Genomic DNA, 14417 nt, shown 5'->3' on the forward strand with positions numbered 1-14417 from the left:
CTTGCCTCTTTTTAGCGGCTGGTTCGCCTTGGCGACCAGCCGTCATATCAGCTCCTTCCCGCATTTTTTGCACAACTTACAGCGCATTGCTCAGAATTGAGTATTATTGTGCGGAGTTGTCGTGAAGGAATCCCCTATGAAGCAAATTCGTATGCTGGCGCAGTATTATGTCGACCTGATGATGAAGCTGGGTCTGGTCCGCTTTTCGATGCTGTTGGCTCTTGCGCTGGTGGTGCTGGCCATTGTGGTACAGATGGCGGTCACTATGGTGCTGCATGGCCAGGTTGAAAGTATCGACGTTATCCGCTCTATCTTCTTCGGTCTGCTGATCACCCCCTGGGCGGTCTACTTTCTCTCGGTGGTGGTGGAGCAGCTCGAAGAGTCCCGCCAGCGTCTTTCGCGGCTGGTGGACAAGCTGGAGGAGATGCGCGAGCGCGATCTGAAGCTGAACGTGCAGCTGAAAGATAACATCGCGCAGTTGAATCAGGAGATTGGCGAACGTGAAAAGGCGGAAGCCGAGCGCGAGACCACTCTCGAGCAGTTGAAGATCGAGATGAAAGAGCGTGAAGAGACGCAGATCCAACTCGAACAGCAATCCTCCTTTCTGCGCTCTTTCCTCGACGCTTCGCCAGATCTGGTTTTCTACCGCAATGAGGATAAGGAGTTTTCAGGCTGTAACCGGGCGATGGAGCTGTTGACCGGCAAAAGTGAGAAACAGCTGATCCATCTCAAACCGCAGGACGTCTATAGCGAAGAGGCCGCGGAAAAGGTGCTGGAAACCGACGAGAAGGTGTTCCGCCACAATGTATCGCTGACCTATGAGCAGTGGCTGGACTATCCCGATGGTCGCAAAGCGTGCTTCGAAATCCGCAAGGTCCCGTACTACGATCGCGTCGGTAAGCGTCGCGGCCTGATGGGCTTCGGGCGCGATATCACCGAACGAAAACGCTATCAGGACGCCCTCGAGCGCGCCAGCCGGGATAAAACTACCTTTATCTCGACCATCAGCCATGAGCTGCGTACCCCGCTAAACGGGATCGTCGGGCTGAGCCGTATTTTGCTGGATACCGAACTGACCAGCGAGCAGGAGAAATACCTGAAAACCATCCATGTCTCGGCGGTGACGCTGGGGAATATCTTCAATGATATTATCGACATGGATAAAATGGAGCGCCGTAAGGTACAGCTCGATAACCAGCCGGTGGACTTCACCAGCTTCCTTGCCGACCTTGAAAACCTCTCCGGTCTGCAGGCCCAGCAGAAGGGCCTGCGCTTTGTATTGGATCCCTCGCTACCGCTACCGCATAAAGTGATCACCGACGGTACGCGTTTGCGCCAGATCCTGTGGAACCTTATCAGCAACGCCGTGAAGTTTACCCCCCAGGGCGGCGGGGTGAATGTCCGCGTGCGCTATGACGAAGGCGATATCCTGCACTTCGAAGTGGAAGACTCCGGAATTGGTATTCCTGAAGCGGAACAGGACAAAATTTTCGCCATGTATTACCAGGTCAAAGACAGCCACGGCGGCAAACCAGCTACCGGAACCGGCATTGGTCTCGCTGTCTCGCGTCGCCTGGCGCGCAATATGGGCGGCGATATCAGCGTAACCAGCCAGCCGGGTAAAGGGGCGACCTTTACGCTCACCGTCCATGCGCCTGCCATTGCGGAAGAAGTGGAAGATACGCTGGCGGAAGACGACATGCCATTACCCGCGCTTAACGTGCTGCTGGTGGAAGACATTGAGCTCAACGTCATTGTGGCCCGTTCGGTGCTGGAAAAGCTGGGCAACAGCGTGGATGTCGCCATGACCGGGAAAGCCGCGCTGGAGATGTTTGAGCCAGGCGAGTACGACCTGGTGTTGCTGGATATTCAATTGCCGGATATGACGGGGCTGGATATCTCTCGCCAGCTAAAACAGAACTTTGCCGCGGATGAGCTGCCGCCGCTGGTGGCCCTGACCGCCAACGTACTGAAGAATAAGAAAGAGTATCTCGACGCCGGGATGGACGATGTGCTGAGCAAGCCGTTGTCGGTGCCAGCGCTCACGGCCATGATCAAGAAATTTTGGGATGCGCCGGAAGAGGAAGCGCAGGAAGCGCCGGCGGCCGATCTGCATAAAGCCGACGCGGTGCTGGATACCGATATGCTGGAGCAATATATCGAACTGGTGGGACCGAAGCTTATCAACGATGGCCTCGCGGTGTTTGAGAAGATGATGCCGGGCTATATGTCTGTCCTCGAGTCCAATCTCACCGCCCGCGATCAAAAAGGGATTGTCGAAGAGGGGCATAAGATCAAAGGGGCGGCGGGTTCTATTGGTCTGCGCCACATCCAGCAGCTGGGGCAGCAGATCCAGACGCCGGATCTGCCAGCCTGGTCTGATAATGTCGCTGAATGGGTTGAAGAGATGAAATCTGAGTGGCAAAACGACGTGGCGGTACTGAAGGCGTGGGTGGCGAAGGCCGGGAAAAAATGACCCCGGACAGACCGGGGTGCGCGAATACTGCGCCAACACCAGGGAACTGGTGGTTGAGCCAGTGTTATTTGAGTGATGTTGTTACGTGGCGCAACCTGAGAAGTGGATTGCTCGCTCATTAAGATAGCAAAGCTTAACTAATTTGTTACATGAATCAGTAAAATATGTGAAGCATAGCGAGTAAATCGACATTTTTGACTGGTTTCAGCGAGTTGCATGGAGGAGCGAAAGCGATGAAAAAAATTGGTGTGGTACTGAGCGGCTGCGGCGTGTACGACGGCAGTGAAATTCATGAAGCGGTGATTACCCTGCTGGCGATCGCGCGCAACGGCGCGCAGGCGGTGTGCTTTGCACCCGATAAACCGCAGCGCGACGTCATCAACCATCTGACGGGGGAATCGCTGACGGAGCAACGCAATGTGCTGGTGGAAGCGGCGCGAATTGCCCGCGGCGACATCTTACCGCTGACGCAGGCGCGTGCGGAGACGCTGGACGCGCTGATCGTCCCCGGCGGCTTCGGCGCGGCGAAAAATTTAAGCAGCTTCGCCGCCGAGGGCAGCGAATGTCAGGTGGACCGCGATCTGCAGGCTCTGGCACTGGCGATGCATCAGGCCGGCAAACCGCTGGGTTTCATGTGCATTGCCCCGGCGCTGCTGCCGAAGATTTTTGCGTTTCCGCTGCGCATAACCATCGGGACCGATCTCGATACTGCCGATGTGGTCGAAGAGATGGGGGCGGAGCACGTGCCTTGCCCGGTCGACGACATCGTGGTGGATGAAGAGAACAAAGTGGTCACCACCCCGGCGTATATGCTGGCAGAGAATATTGCTCAAGCCGCCACCGGGATCGAAAAGCTGGTCGCCCGCGTGCTGGCGCTGAGCGCATGAGGCTCCGCGTTGCGCCCTTTGCGCTGCTAAAACGACTGGCGCTGCGTCTGCTGCTGATCGCCGCCGTCTTCTGGGGCGGGGGGATCGCGCTGTTTAGCGTGCTGCCGGTGCCGTTTTCGGCGGTGATGCTTGAGCGGCAGGTGAGCGCCTGGCTCTCCGGAGATGTCCACTATCTGGCGCACTCTGATTGGGTCGGCATGGATGAGATCTCTCCGTGGATGGGGCTGGCGGTGATTGCCGCCGAAGATCAAAAGTTCCCGGAACATTGGGGGTTCGATGTATCGGCGATAGAAAAAGCGCTGGCGCACAATGAGCGTCATGATACCCGCATCCGCGGCGCGTCAACGCTGTCGCAGCAGACGGCGAAAAACCTGTTTTTATGGGATGGCCGCAGCTGGTTGCGTAAGGGGCTGGAAGCCGGGCTGACGGTCGGTATAGAAACCGTCTGGAGTAAAAAGCGGATCCTGACCGTCTACCTGAATATTGCCGAGTTTGGCGATGGGATATTTGGTGTGGAAGCGGCCGCGCAGCGCTATTTTCACAAGCCTGCCAGCCAGCTGACGCCGGGGGAAGCGGCTCTGCTGGCCGCGGTGCTGCCAAATCCGATCCGCTATCGCGCTGACGCGCCTTCGGGCTATGTGCGCAGCCGCCAGGCCTGGATCTTACGCCAGATGCGACAGCTGGGCGGGGAAGGGTTTATGCGCGAGCATAAGCTGTATTAGCGCGTGAATCCGGCGCCGGGGCTGGCACTGTCGCCAGTCGGCCGTCGCCGGGAAGCGTGACGCTTAGTCTTCATCAAATCCGGCATTAAAAAGAGCAATCACCGCGGCGAGCGCCTCAACTTCCTGCGGACCGCTGGCTTCCACCTCTATCTGCCGCCCTTTCGCGGAGTCCAGCATCAGCAGGGCAATCACGCTGTTTGCTTCCGCCTCCGTGCCTTCATCGTTGCGCAGCAGTACTTCGGCATCGAAATTCTGCATCAGCTCAAACAGTTTCATCGCCGGGCGGGCGTGCATGCCCAGCTTATTGGTGATTTCAACGGTCTGCTTTACGGTCATGATTTACGTTTTTCCAGCGTCCGATGACGAGACTGTACGTTCTTGCCGCGGGAGCGGAAGTAGTCAGCCAGTTGTTCAGCAATATAAACCGAACGATGTTTACCACCGGTGCAGCCAATGGCCACCGTCAGATAGCTGCGATTGTTAGTCTCCAGCATCGGTAACCATAGCTCAAGATAGCTCCGGGTCTGGTAAATAAAGTTGTGCACTTCGGTGTGCCGGTCAAGGAAGGCGGCCACCGGTTTATCCAGACCGGTCATTGGACGCAGTTTCGGATCCCAGTGCGGGTTTGGCAGAAAGCGCACGTCAAAGACGTAATCAGCATCGATCGGAATACCGTGCTTGAAGCCGAAGGATTCGAAGACCATCGTCAGCTCACGCTCGCGTTTGCCTAACAAGCGAGTACGCAGCATTTCCGCCAGCTCATGCACCGACATTTCGGACGTATCGACGATCAGATCCGCACGGGAGCGCAGTGGCTCCAGCAGGTCGCTCTCTTCGTCGATGGCGCTTTCGAGCGACAGATTCTTGCTGGAGAGCGGGTGTAAGCGACGAGTATCGCTGTAACGGCGGATCAGGGTATTACGATCGGCATCAAGGAACAGCAATTGCGGAGAAAAGCATTCCGGCAGGTTCTGCATCGCCTGTTCAAAGATTTCCGGTGATTCCGGCATGTTACGCACGTCGATGCTGACGGCCGCGGAGATATTGCGGTCAGCCAGCGACCGCGCCAGATCGGGCAGCAGCACGACCGGCAGGTTATCCACGCAGTAAAAGCCCATATCTTCCAGCGCTCGCAGAGCGACGGATTTCCCCGAGCCCGAGCGGCCGCTGACGATCATCAGTACCATGTACCGTTTCTCCTCAGTACGATAAAGGATAAGGTGCGACTGCCGTTATGCGTCATCGCTGCTTCCTGCTTCGGTGATGATCTCATACAACTCTTCATCGCTCTGCGCCGCGCGCAGGCGACGGCAAATCGCTTTGTCCGCCAGCCGTTTGGCCACCAGGGAGAGCGTATGCAGGTGAGTCTTTGTCTGGTCGGCTGGCACCAGCAGCGCGAACAGCAGGTCGACAGGCTGATTGTCGATCGCGTCGAAGGCGATGGGGGTTTCCAGCTGGACAAAAACGCCGACAGCACGCAGCGTATCCTCTTCCAGTTTACCGTGAGGAATGGCAATACCATTGCCAATCCCGGTACTGCCCATTTTTTCGCGGGTGAGGATCGCTTCGAACACCACCTGCGGCGGCAAACTTAACTGTTTGGCGGCCAGTTCGCTAATGATTTCCAGAGCACGCTTCTTGCTCTGGCAGTGAACCTGGCTACGGGTACATTCCTGGTTCAGGACGTTGCTCAGTTGTAGAGCCGAATCGTTGTTCATCATAATTTCACCTGAGCGCCCCCGCGCCCGCCGCCGATGTTAAACCACGACGGACGCAGGGGGGCCCGGACAATTAGTGTTGTTTTAGTTTATCTTTGTGCTTCGTTAACTGCCTTGCCAGCTTGTCGATAAGACCATCGACAGCTGCATACATATCCTGCCCTTCCGCACTGGCATGGATTTCGCCACCGTTGACATGCAGATTCGCGTCCGCAATTTGCGTCACTTTCTCTACTTTTAACACAATATAGACCTGATTGATCCGGTCGAAAAATTGCTCCAGTTTGCTGAACTTCGCCGTGACGAAGTCGCGCATCGCGGGGGTGATCTCGACGTTGTGTCCTGTAATGTTGAGCTGCATAGTGTCTTCCTTATCGGTTGTGTCAGACCAGTTGTTTACGCTGGTTTGACGGCGGAATGGATAAAGACTCTCTGTACTTCGCGACAGTGCGGCGCGCGACCATGATACCCTGCTCGGACAGCATGGAGGTGAGCTTACTGTCGCTCAACGGCTTCGCGGGGTTTTCCGCGGCGATTAACTTCTTCACCAACGCGCGAATGGCCGTCGACGAGGCTTCGCCGCCGCCTTCGGTATTCACATGGCTGGAGAAGAAATACTTCAGTTCAAAAATACCGCGCGGACTGTGCAGATATTTTTGCGTGGTGACACGGGAAATGGTGGATTCATGCATCTCGACAGCCTGGGCGATATCGGCCAGCACCATCGGCTTCATATACTCTTCACCCTGTTCGAAAAAAGCCTGCTGCTGTTCAACGATGCAGCGGCTGACGCGCAGCAGCGTATCGTTGCGGCTTTCGAGACTTTTGATTAGCCAGCGGGCTTCCTGCAGATTGCTGCGAATGAACTGGCCGTCGGCGTCATTGCGGGCGCTGTTGCCCATTGCCGCATATTGCTGATTAATCTTCAGCCGGGGAATGCTGTCGGCGTTGAGCTCCACGGTCCAGCGGCCGCTGACCTTGCGGACCAGTACGTCGGGAATGACATATTCCGGTTCACTGGTATGAATGGACTGGCCAGGGCGGGGATCCAGCGACTGGATCAGATTCACCGCCTCTTTCAGCACCTCTTCTTTCAGGCGCGTCACTCGCATCAGGGTGCGGAAATCGTGGTTAGCCAGCAGATCGAGATGGTCGCTGATAATCAACCGGGCCTCTTCCAGCCACGGCGTCTCTTTAGCGAATTGCGACAGCTGGATCAGCAGGCAGTCGCGCAGATCTTTCGCCGCGACGCCAACCGGATCAAAACGCTGGATGCGCTTCAGAACGGCCTCCACCTCTTCCAGGCCGATTTCGTCATCGCCAATGCTGTCGACGATGTCTTCAATCTGAATGGTGAGATAGCCCGTATCGTCGACGGCGTCGACGATGGAGGTGGCAATGGCGCGGTCGGTGTCGGTGAAGGGCGTCAGCTCGACCTGCCACATCAGATAATCCTGCAGCGTCTGAGTGGTTTCGCCTTGATAGACGGGCAGCTCGTCGTCCTGATAATCCACGCCGTTGCCTGACGGCGTACCGGCGGTATAGATTTCATCCCAGCTGGCATCGAGAGGGAGCTCGTCCGGCATCTCTTTTTGCTCAAGCGCATCGACGGTATCGAGGGACTCGCGGTCCTCCACTTCTTTCGCCTCTACCTCGTCGTGAAGATCGGTTTGCTCAAGCAATGGGTTACTTTCCAGCGCTTGCTGGAGCTCTTGCTGGAGTTCTAACGTGGACAACTGCAGCAAACGAATAGCCTGCTGCAGTTGCGGCGTCATGGCAAGCTGTTGGCTAAGCCTTAATTGCAAACCTTGCTTCATGTTCAGGGTAAATATCTCCGGCTAAAACGTCTGTAACCTCTACCCTATCAGAGTCTGAAGTCTTCCCCAAGATACACGCGCTTAACCTGCTCATCTTCGAGGATCTGCTGCGGCGTACCATGAGCAATAAGGTGTCCCTGACTGACAATATACGCCCGTTCGCAGACGGCGAGGGTCTCTCTGACGTTATGGTCGGTGATCAGTACGCCGAGGCCGCTGTCGCGCAGGTGTTCAATGATGCGTTTGATATCGATAACGGAGATGGGGTCAACACCGGCAAAGGGTTCATCCAGAAGGATAAATTTCGGGTTCGCCGCCAGCGCGCGAGCGATTTCGACACGGCGGCGTTCACCACCGGAGAGCGCCTGACCGAGGCTGTCGCGCAGGTGCTCAATATGAAACTCTTCCATCAGCTCTTTGGCGCGATCTTCCCGCTGTTCGCTGGTTAAATCGTCACGGATCTGCAGGACCGCCATCAGGTTGTCATAGACGCTCAGACGACGAAAAATAGAGGCTTCCTGCGGCAGATAGCCGATGCCCCGGCGCGCGCGCGCGTGCAGCGGTAGCAGACTGATGTCTTCGTCATCGATAATAATATTGCCCGCGTCGCGCGGCACAATGCCGACCACCATGTAGAAGGTGGTGGTTTTACCGGCGCCGTTCGGGCCGAGCAAGCCGACAATCTCTCCGGAGTTAACGGTGAGACTGACATCTTCCACCACGCGGCGGCCTTTATAAGCTTTGGCGAGGTTCTTCGCAGTTAAGGTTGCCATAACGAATTAGTTACTCTTCTTTTGCTGATTGCCGCTTTTATCCTGCAGCTCAGACGGCACCAGAACGGTGGTGACGCGTCGACCTTTGTCGCTGAAGGCCTGCATTTTTTGCTCTTTCACCAGATAGGTGATCTTATCGCCCTTGATATTGCTGTCGAGCTGCTCAAGGTAAGCGTTGCCGGTCAGCACGACGTAATCATTCTGCAGCTCGTAGCGCATTTTCGACGCCCGGCCTTTTACCGGCTTGCCGTTATCCTGCATCTGGTAGAAGGTGGCCGGGTTACCGAAGCCTTCGATCACCTCTTTACCTTTCTCATTGCCCGGACGGGTGACCACCACTTTATCAGCGTTAATTTTGATCGTCCCCTGGGTGACGACCACGTTACCGGTGAAAGTGACGACGTTGCCCTGCATATCCAGTGACTGCTGATCGGACTCGATATGGATCGGCTGATCGGTATCTCCCGTCTTGGCCAGGGCCGGCAGGCTGGCGGCCAGTAAAGCGCCGGCGAGCGCAATCTTAAGGCTGAGTTTGTTTGTTCTGAATTTCATAAGAGGTTCTCACCTTTTCAATCAGCTCGGCATTTTTGCTGCGAAGGTTTCCACGCATTTTCAGGCCGCTGGAATTAAATGTGGTGCCGTATAACGTCACCATGTCATCGGAGGTAACGTCCTGTGTGACCAGATTTATCTGGGCGTTATCCGTCGTAATTTTGCGCAGTTGAGAGTCAGGCGCGAGCGCATTCACCTCAACGTGCCCGTAAAGATAGAGCATTCGGTCATTCGTCAGCTTCGCTTTATCTGCCCTGATTGACCAGGTTGGCACCTTATTGGTATCAAAGGTGGTCATCACCGGCTTGGTAAACCAGGAAACCTCCTGATCGGAAAAGTATTCCACATGCTCGGCAATCAGCCGATAGCTCAGGGCGCCTTCCGGGCTGTACACGACGGTGTCGGTATGTTCGCTTTTATACGTCGGGTCGTTGGGATTGACCTCCGGCTGGGCCGTGTCGTCCGTATTCGCCAGATTCAGGCCGATGAGGATCAGCGCGAGCAGCGACAGTAAAATGATAACCCAACGTCTGGTTTTACTCATATTGATTGCCCTTTGGCCTCATCCAACTTGCCCTGCGCCAATAGTAACAAATCGCAGACTTCGCGTACCGCGCCGCGTCCGCCGTTAATGCGCGTGACATAATTCGCCCGCGGCAGCAGCAGCGGATGCGCATCGGCGACGGCGACGCTTAAACCCACTTCCGCCATCACCGGCCAGTCGATCAGATCGTCGCCGATATACGCCACTTCATCCGGACGAACCGCCAGTTTGCTGACTAATTCGCGAAACGCCAACAGCTTATCCGACTGACCTTGATAGAGATGCGTAATGCCCAGCGTCTGGCAGCGGTCTTCTACCAGTTTAGCTTTTCGCCCGGTAATAATCGCCACTTCGATGCCGGAGGTCAGCGCGCAGCGGATACCATAGCCATCGCGGACGTTGAACGCTTTCAGCTCCTCGCCGTGATTACCCATATAGATAAGTCCGTCGGATAATACACCGTCAACATCGAGGATCAGTAGACGGATCTTAGCCGCGCGATCGAGAAACGCCTGGCTTACCGGCCCATAGCATGTCGCTAACTGAGCATCAGCATTATTCATTATTTTTTCCTTACTTACACTACGCCCGCGCGCAGGAGATCGTGCATATGTACCACACCTAGCAGGTGGTCGCCATCGGCAACCAGCACGCAGGTGATATGACGGGATTGCATCAGGTTTAGCGCATCTACCGCCAGGGTGCCGGGACGGATGCGGATCCCTCCCCGGGTCATGACATCGGCAATGCTGGCATTACGCATATCGACGCCGGTATCAAAGACCCGGCGCAGGTCACCATCGGTGAAGATCCCGATGATGTTCATATCGTCATCGCAAACGGCGGTCATGCCTAAATTTTTACGCGTGATTTCCAGCAGCGCATCGCGCAGGGTGGCCTGCAGGCCGACGTGCGGGATTTCATCACCGGTATGCATAATATCATTGACGCGCAGCAACAGCTTACGACCGAGTGCGCCGCCAGGATGAGACAGGGCGAAATCTTCGGCGGTAAAGCCACGGGCTTCCAGCAGAGCGACGGCGAGGGCATCACCCATCACCAGCGCCGCGGTGGTGCTGGAGGTGGGCGCCAGCCCTAACGGGCAGGCCTCTTTGGGCACTTTCACGCACAGATGGATATCCGCTGCGCGCGCCATGCTGCTCTCAGGCCGGCTGGTGATGCAGATAAGCTTCACCTGCTGGCGCTTCAGGACCGGGATCAGCGCCAGAATTTCATTCGATTCGCCGGAATTCGACAGCGCAATCACCACATCCTGTGGAGTGACCATTCCTAAATCGCCGTGCGCCGCTTCGCCGGGGTGGACAAAAAAAGCCGAGGTGCCGGTACTGGCGAACGTCGCCGCCATTTTGCGGCCGATGTGGCCGGATTTGCCCATCCCCATCACCACGACTTTGCCGCCGCAGAGGAAAATCGTTTCGCAAGCATGGGTAAAGTCTTCATTTATATATTGATCGAGCTGGGCCAGACCTTCACGTTCAATTTCCAGCACCTGACGGCCTGCCTGTTGAAAGTCAAAATCCGTGGGCAAATCTATTTGCGACATGATGTTATCCCGAGTCATTCAACGAAGAGCGGCGCTGTCCAGAACAGCATCGCCAACCAAACCACAAAGCCGCCGACCAGCAGTGCGCCAACCAGTCGTCCCGGCTGCTGCTGGCGGCGCCAGCACAGCACCGCGAAGATCAGGCTGACCAGCAGCATCACGCCATAATCGCGCGTGAAGGCTTCGCTCGCAAAGCTCCCCGGCGCGATCAGCGCCGGTAAACCCAGCACCAGCGCAATATTGAGGATATTGGCGCCGATGATATTGCCGATAGCAATGTCATCTTCCCCTTTCCGCGCCCCGGCGATAGCGGTGGCCAGCTCTGGCAGGCTGGTGCCTATCGCCACCACCGTCAGACCGACGGTCAGCTCGCTAATGGCAAAAAAGTTTGCCAATACCGTGGTGTTATCCACCACCATACGGGTAGCCATGGGCATGACAATCATCGCGACCCCTAACCAGAGCAGAGCGACCGGCAGCGATCCTTCACGCGGCAGCTCCGCCAGCTGTTCGCGAGTCAGGCTATCGCTGCCCTGGCGCTCCGCCAGACGGGCGATTTTGATGGTAAACAGCAGCCACAGAAGCGCTAACGCCAGTAAAAACAGCCCGTCGAGACGGGACAGCTGTCCATCGTAGAGCACCAGCCCGGCCAGCACACTGACCAGCAACATTAGCGGTAATTCGCGGCGCAGAATATCAGAATGCACGGTAAATGGCCTGAGTAAGGCGGCGAGTCCGAGGATCAGAAGAATATTGGTAATGTTGGAGCCGAGCGCGGTGCCGACCGCCAGATCGATCTGCCCATGCAGCGAGGCCGTGGTGGAAACCATGATCTCGGGCAGGCTGGTGCCGATACTCACCACCGTCATACCGATGATCAGCGGCGGGATCCCCAACATACGACACAGGATGGAAGCGGCATAGACCAGACGATCGGCGCTGTAGACAACCAGCAGTAAACCAATAATTAACAGAGCCGTCGCTAAGAGCATCTAAAGTCCTTTCTTCAGGTATAATCGTCGCCTCGCTGGGTTATCCCTACGCAGCGTAACGAATTCTTAATTTTGACTTTATGTGTGCCAAAAGTAAAACAAATGCCAGCTTTCGCTAACCTGTGCAGGTAAGATTCTGTAAAAATGTTGTGATTGTGGCGCAAGAAAGGGCCATGCTTGCCCGTCAGGTGTTTAGTAAGGATGATTTTATGAGCCAAACTCAGGCGAATTTAGTTGAAGTACGCGGTATCCGCTTTTCACGCGGCGATCGTGTGATCTTCGACGACATCTCGCTGTCGGTGCCGCGCGGTAAAATTACTGCGATCATGGGACCTTCGGGGATCGGCAAGACTACCCTGTTACGCCTGATCGGCGGGCAGATCCCGCCGGACAGGGGAGAGATCCTGTTTGATGGCGAGAACGTGCCGCAGATGACGCGATCGCGTCTTTATACGGTGCGTAAGCGGATGAGCATGCTGTTCCAGTCTGGCGCGCTGTTCACCGATCTCAATGTCTTTGATAACGTTGCCTATCCGCTGCGCGAGCATACGCAGCTGCCGCCTGCGCTGCTGCATACGACGGTGATGATGAAGCTGGAAGCAGTGGGGTTGCGTGGGGCTGCGAAGTTAATGCCCTCCGAGCTTTCCGGCGGGATGGCGCGCCGCGCCGCCCTGGCGAGAGCGATTGCCCTTGAGCCGGATCTGATTATGTTCGACGAACCGTTTGTCGGGCAGGATCCCATCACCATGGGCGTGCTGGTGAAGCTGATTTCTGAACTCAACAACACGTTGGGTGTCACTTGCATCGTGGTTTCGCACGATGTGCCTGAGGTGCTTAGCATTGCGGACTACGCGTATATCGTGGCGGATAAAAAGATTGTCGCCCACGGTAGCGCCCAGTCGCTGCGGGAGAATACCGATCCTCGGGTTCGTCAGTTTATTGATGGTATTGCCGACGGCCCGGTGCCGTTCCGTTATCCGGCTGGCGACTATCACCATGATTTATTAGGCATAGGGAGTTGAGCGACTCATGCTGTTTAATGCGCTGGCCGCGCTAGGGCATCGCGGGATTAAAACCACCGCGACGTTTGGACGCGCCGGATTAATGCTTTTCAACGCCGTTGTGGGCAAACCAGAGTTTCGCAAGCACGCGCCGCTGCTGGTTCGTCAGCTCTATAACGTTGGCGTTCTGTCGATGCTGATTATCATTGTATCGGGCTTGTTTATCGGTATGGTGCTCGGGCTGCAGGGGTATCTGGTCTTAACCACCTACAGCGCAGAGACCAGTCTTGGCATGCTGGTGGCGCTGTCGCTGCTGCGCGAGCTGGGGCCGGTGGTCGCTGCGCTGCTGTTTGCCGGGCGCGCCGGATCGGCGCTGACCGCCGAGATTGGCCTGATGCGGGCCACGGAGCAGCTCTCGAGTATGGAGATGATGGCGGTGGATCCGCTGCGTCGCGTGATTTCTCCACGCTTCTGGGCTGGCGTCATTTCGCTGCCGCTGTTGACGATTATCTTTGTCGCGGTAGGGATCTGGGGTGGTGCGCTGGTAGGCGTAAGCTGGAAAGGCATTGACGGTGGTTTTTTCTGGACCGCGATGCAAAATGCCGTCGACTGGCGAATGGACCTGGTGAACTGCCTGATTAAGAGTCTGGTATTCGCCATTACGGTAACCTGGATTGCGTTATTTAACGGTTATGACGCTATCCCCACTTCCGCCGGGATTAGCCGGGCGACAACACGCACCGTGGTGCATGCGTCGCTGGCGGTTCTGGGGCTGGATTTTGTGCTGACTGCGCTGATGTTTGGGAATTGAGTTCATGCAAACGAAAAAAAATGAAATCTGGGTAGGGGTGTTCTTACTGGTGGCGCTGCTGGCGGCGCTGTTTGTCTGCCTGAAGGCGGCGAACGTCACCTCGCTACGTACTGAGCCGACTTACCGCCTTTACGCGACCTTCGATAACATCGGCGGCCTGAAGGCGCGTTCGCCGGTACGCATCGGCGGTGTGGTTGTGGGACGGGTAGCGGACATCACTCTCGACCCGAAAACCTATCTGCCACGCGTGGAGCTCGATATCGATGAGCGCTACAACCATATCCCGGATACCAGTTCGTTGGCGATCCGCACCTCGGGTCTGCTGGGCGAACAGTATCTGGCGCTGAACGTCGGTTTTGAAGACCCGGACCTTGGGACGACTATCCTTAAAGACGGCGGTACTATCCAGGACACCAAGTCCGCCATGGTGCTGGAAGATCTGATTGGTCAGTTCCTTTATAACAGCAAGGGCGGCGACAATCAGAATTCTGGCAATGATAAGGCCGAGGCAGAAGGTCATACTGACGCGACGCCGGCAGCCGGCACGACGCATTAATTTC

General features: G+C 56.3%; 17 protein-coding genes. 6 read left to right on the forward strand and 11 right to left on the reverse strand.

Going from position 1 to position 14417, the window contains the following annotated elements; all coding sequences use genetic code 11:
- Positions 1-136 precede the first annotated feature (136 nt).
- From arcB to mtgA, 3 genes are all read left to right on the forward strand, one after another.
- Positions 137-2476: an aerobic respiration two-component sensor histidine kinase ArcB gene (arcB, locus tag AC3EMD_RS02590; RefSeq protein ID WP_023323321.1), complete on the forward strand. Its 2340-nt coding sequence runs from the start codon at positions 137-139 to the stop codon at positions 2474-2476.
- A gap of 233 nt (positions 2477-2709) precedes the next feature.
- Positions 2710-3363, forward strand: a complete 654-nt coding sequence (gene elbB, locus AC3EMD_RS02595; RefSeq protein WP_136454582.1) for an isoprenoid biosynthesis glyoxalase ElbB — start codon at positions 2710-2712, stop codon at positions 3361-3363.
- Positions 3360-4085, forward strand: a complete 726-nt coding sequence (gene mtgA, locus AC3EMD_RS02600; RefSeq protein ID WP_008806653.1) for a monofunctional biosynthetic peptidoglycan transglycosylase — start codon at positions 3360-3362, stop codon at positions 4083-4085. Before elbB ends, mtgA begins: the two co-directional genes overlap by 4 nt.
- Positions 4086-4148: 63 nt before the next feature.
- On the opposite strand, the gene npr is transcribed toward mtgA, so the two are convergent.
- The 11 genes from npr to AC3EMD_RS02655 form a co-directional block, all read right to left on the reverse strand.
- Positions 4149-4421 carry a PTS phosphocarrier protein NPr gene (npr, locus tag AC3EMD_RS02605; protein ID WP_002918431.1) on the reverse strand — a complete coding sequence of 91 codons (273 nt, stop codon included), beginning with the start codon at positions 4419-4421 and terminating at the stop codon, positions 4149-4151.
- Positions 4418-5272: an RNase adapter RapZ gene (gene rapZ / locus AC3EMD_RS02610; RefSeq protein WP_002918428.1), complete on the reverse strand. Its 855-nt coding sequence runs from the start codon at positions 5270-5272 to the stop codon at positions 4418-4420. Before rapZ ends, npr begins: the two co-directional genes overlap by 4 nt.
- Positions 5273-5317: 45 nt before the next feature.
- Entirely contained in the window at positions 5318-5806 is a 489-nt protein-coding gene (gene ptsN, locus AC3EMD_RS02615; protein WP_004144926.1) for a PTS IIA-like nitrogen regulatory protein PtsN, read from the reverse strand.
- 70 nt (positions 5807-5876) lie between these two features.
- Complete coding sequence (hpf, locus tag AC3EMD_RS02620; RefSeq protein WP_004206206.1) at positions 5877-6164, reverse strand: ribosome hibernation promoting factor; 288 nt, start codon at positions 6162-6164, stop codon at positions 5877-5879.
- Between the two features lie 22 nt (positions 6165-6186).
- The gene (rpoN, locus tag AC3EMD_RS02625) at positions 6187-7620 is read right to left on the reverse strand and encodes an RNA polymerase factor sigma-54 (RefSeq protein ID WP_012540467.1); all 1434 of its coding nucleotides are present in this window, start codon (positions 7618-7620) and stop codon (positions 6187-6189) included.
- Between the two features lie 47 nt (positions 7621-7667).
- Positions 7668-8393: an LPS export ABC transporter ATP-binding protein gene (lptB, locus tag AC3EMD_RS02630; protein WP_002918417.1), complete on the reverse strand. Its 726-nt coding sequence runs from the start codon at positions 8391-8393 to the stop codon at positions 7668-7670.
- A gap of 6 nt (positions 8394-8399) precedes the next feature.
- Positions 8400-8945, reverse strand: a complete 546-nt coding sequence (gene lptA / locus AC3EMD_RS02635) for a lipopolysaccharide ABC transporter substrate-binding protein LptA (protein WP_002918415.1) — start codon at positions 8943-8945, stop codon at positions 8400-8402.
- On the reverse strand, positions 8914-9489 hold the full coding sequence (lptC, locus tag AC3EMD_RS02640; protein ID WP_008806651.1) for an LPS export ABC transporter periplasmic protein LptC: 576 nt from the start codon (positions 9487-9489) through the stop codon (positions 8914-8916). The genes lptA and lptC overlap by 32 nt, the downstream gene beginning before the upstream one ends.
- Positions 9486-10052 carry a 3-deoxy-manno-octulosonate-8-phosphatase KdsC gene (gene kdsC, locus AC3EMD_RS02645; RefSeq protein ID WP_008806650.1) on the reverse strand — a complete coding sequence of 189 codons (567 nt, stop codon included), beginning with the start codon at positions 10050-10052 and terminating at the stop codon, positions 9486-9488. The genes lptC and kdsC overlap by 4 nt, the downstream gene beginning before the upstream one ends.
- 14 nt (positions 10053-10066) lie before the next feature.
- On the reverse strand, positions 10067-11071 hold the full coding sequence (gene kdsD / locus AC3EMD_RS02650; RefSeq protein WP_436799157.1) for an arabinose-5-phosphate isomerase KdsD: 1005 nt from the start codon (positions 11069-11071) through the stop codon (positions 10067-10069).
- Complete coding sequence (locus AC3EMD_RS02655) at positions 11068-12045, reverse strand: calcium/sodium antiporter (protein WP_008806648.1); 978 nt, start codon at positions 12043-12045, stop codon at positions 11068-11070. The genes kdsD and AC3EMD_RS02655 overlap by 4 nt, the downstream gene beginning before the upstream one ends.
- A 209-nt stretch (positions 12046-12254) precedes the next feature.
- Between AC3EMD_RS02655 and mlaF the strand changes: the two genes are divergently transcribed.
- The 3 genes from mlaF to mlaD are packed head-to-tail and all read left to right on the forward strand — an operon-like array spanning position 12255 to position 14413.
- Positions 12255-13067: a phospholipid ABC transporter ATP-binding protein MlaF gene (gene mlaF, locus AC3EMD_RS02660; RefSeq protein WP_012540470.1), complete on the forward strand. Its 813-nt coding sequence runs from the start codon at positions 12255-12257 to the stop codon at positions 13065-13067.
- A gap of 7 nt (positions 13068-13074) precedes the next feature.
- Complete coding sequence (gene mlaE / locus AC3EMD_RS02665; protein WP_004150949.1) at positions 13075-13857, forward strand: lipid asymmetry maintenance ABC transporter permease subunit MlaE; 783 nt, start codon at positions 13075-13077, stop codon at positions 13855-13857.
- Between the two features lie 4 nt (positions 13858-13861).
- A complete protein-coding gene (gene mlaD, locus AC3EMD_RS02670; protein WP_004206195.1) occupies positions 13862-14413 on the forward strand; it encodes an outer membrane lipid asymmetry maintenance protein MlaD in 552 nt (183 codons plus the stop codon).
- Positions 14414-14417: the final 4 nt, after the last annotated feature.

The organism is Klebsiella sp. PK18, from assembly GCF_057784655.1.

Bases quoted from the DNA above. Each gene is read 5' to 3' on its own strand.
- rapZ (WP_002918428.1), bottom strand. From the start codon at position 5,272: ATGGTACTGATGATCGTCAGCGGCCGCTCGGGCTCGGGGAAATCCGTC.
- kdsD (WP_436799157.1), bottom strand. From the start codon at position 11,071: ATGACTCGGGATAACATCATGTCGCAAATAGATTTGCCCACGGATTTT.
- mlaF (WP_012540470.1), top strand. From the start codon at position 12,255: ATGAGCCAAACTCAGGCGAATTTAGTTGAAGTACGCGGTATCCGCTTT.
- rpoN (WP_012540467.1), bottom strand. From the start codon at position 7,620: ATGAAGCAAGGTTTGCAATTAAGGCTTAGCCAACAGCTTGCCATGACG.
- AC3EMD_RS02655 (WP_008806648.1), bottom strand. From the start codon at position 12,045: ATGCTCTTAGCGACGGCTCTGTTAATTATTGGTTTACTGCTGGTTGTC.
- arcB (WP_023323321.1), top strand. From the start codon at position 137: ATGAAGCAAATTCGTATGCTGGCGCAGTATTATGTCGACCTGATGATG.
- mlaD (WP_004206195.1), top strand. From the start codon at position 13,862: ATGCAAACGAAAAAAAATGAAATCTGGGTAGGGGTGTTCTTACTGGTG.
- kdsC (WP_008806650.1), bottom strand. From the start codon at position 10,052: ATGAATAATGCTGATGCTCAGTTAGCGACATGCTATGGGCCGGTAAGC.
- mtgA (WP_008806653.1), top strand. From the start codon at position 3,360: ATGAGGCTCCGCGTTGCGCCCTTTGCGCTGCTAAAACGACTGGCGCTG.
- mlaE (WP_004150949.1), top strand. From the start codon at position 13,075: ATGCTGTTTAATGCGCTGGCCGCGCTAGGGCATCGCGGGATTAAAACC.
- lptC (WP_008806651.1), bottom strand. From the start codon at position 9,489: ATGAGTAAAACCAGACGTTGGGTTATCATTTTACTGTCGCTGCTCGCG.
- hpf (WP_004206206.1), bottom strand. From the start codon at position 6,164: ATGCAGCTCAACATTACAGGACACAACGTCGAGATCACCCCCGCGATG.
- lptA (WP_002918415.1), bottom strand. From the start codon at position 8,945: ATGAAATTCAGAACAAACAAACTCAGCCTTAAGATTGCGCTCGCCGGC.
- ptsN (WP_004144926.1), bottom strand. From the start codon at position 5,806: ATGATGAACAACGATTCGGCTCTACAACTGAGCAACGTCCTGAACCAG.
- lptB (WP_002918417.1), bottom strand. From the start codon at position 8,393: ATGGCAACCTTAACTGCGAAGAACCTCGCCAAAGCTTATAAAGGCCGC.
- npr (WP_002918431.1), bottom strand. From the start codon at position 4,421: ATGACCGTAAAGCAGACCGTTGAAATCACCAATAAGCTGGGCATGCAC.
- elbB (WP_136454582.1), top strand. From the start codon at position 2,710: ATGAAAAAAATTGGTGTGGTACTGAGCGGCTGCGGCGTGTACGACGGC.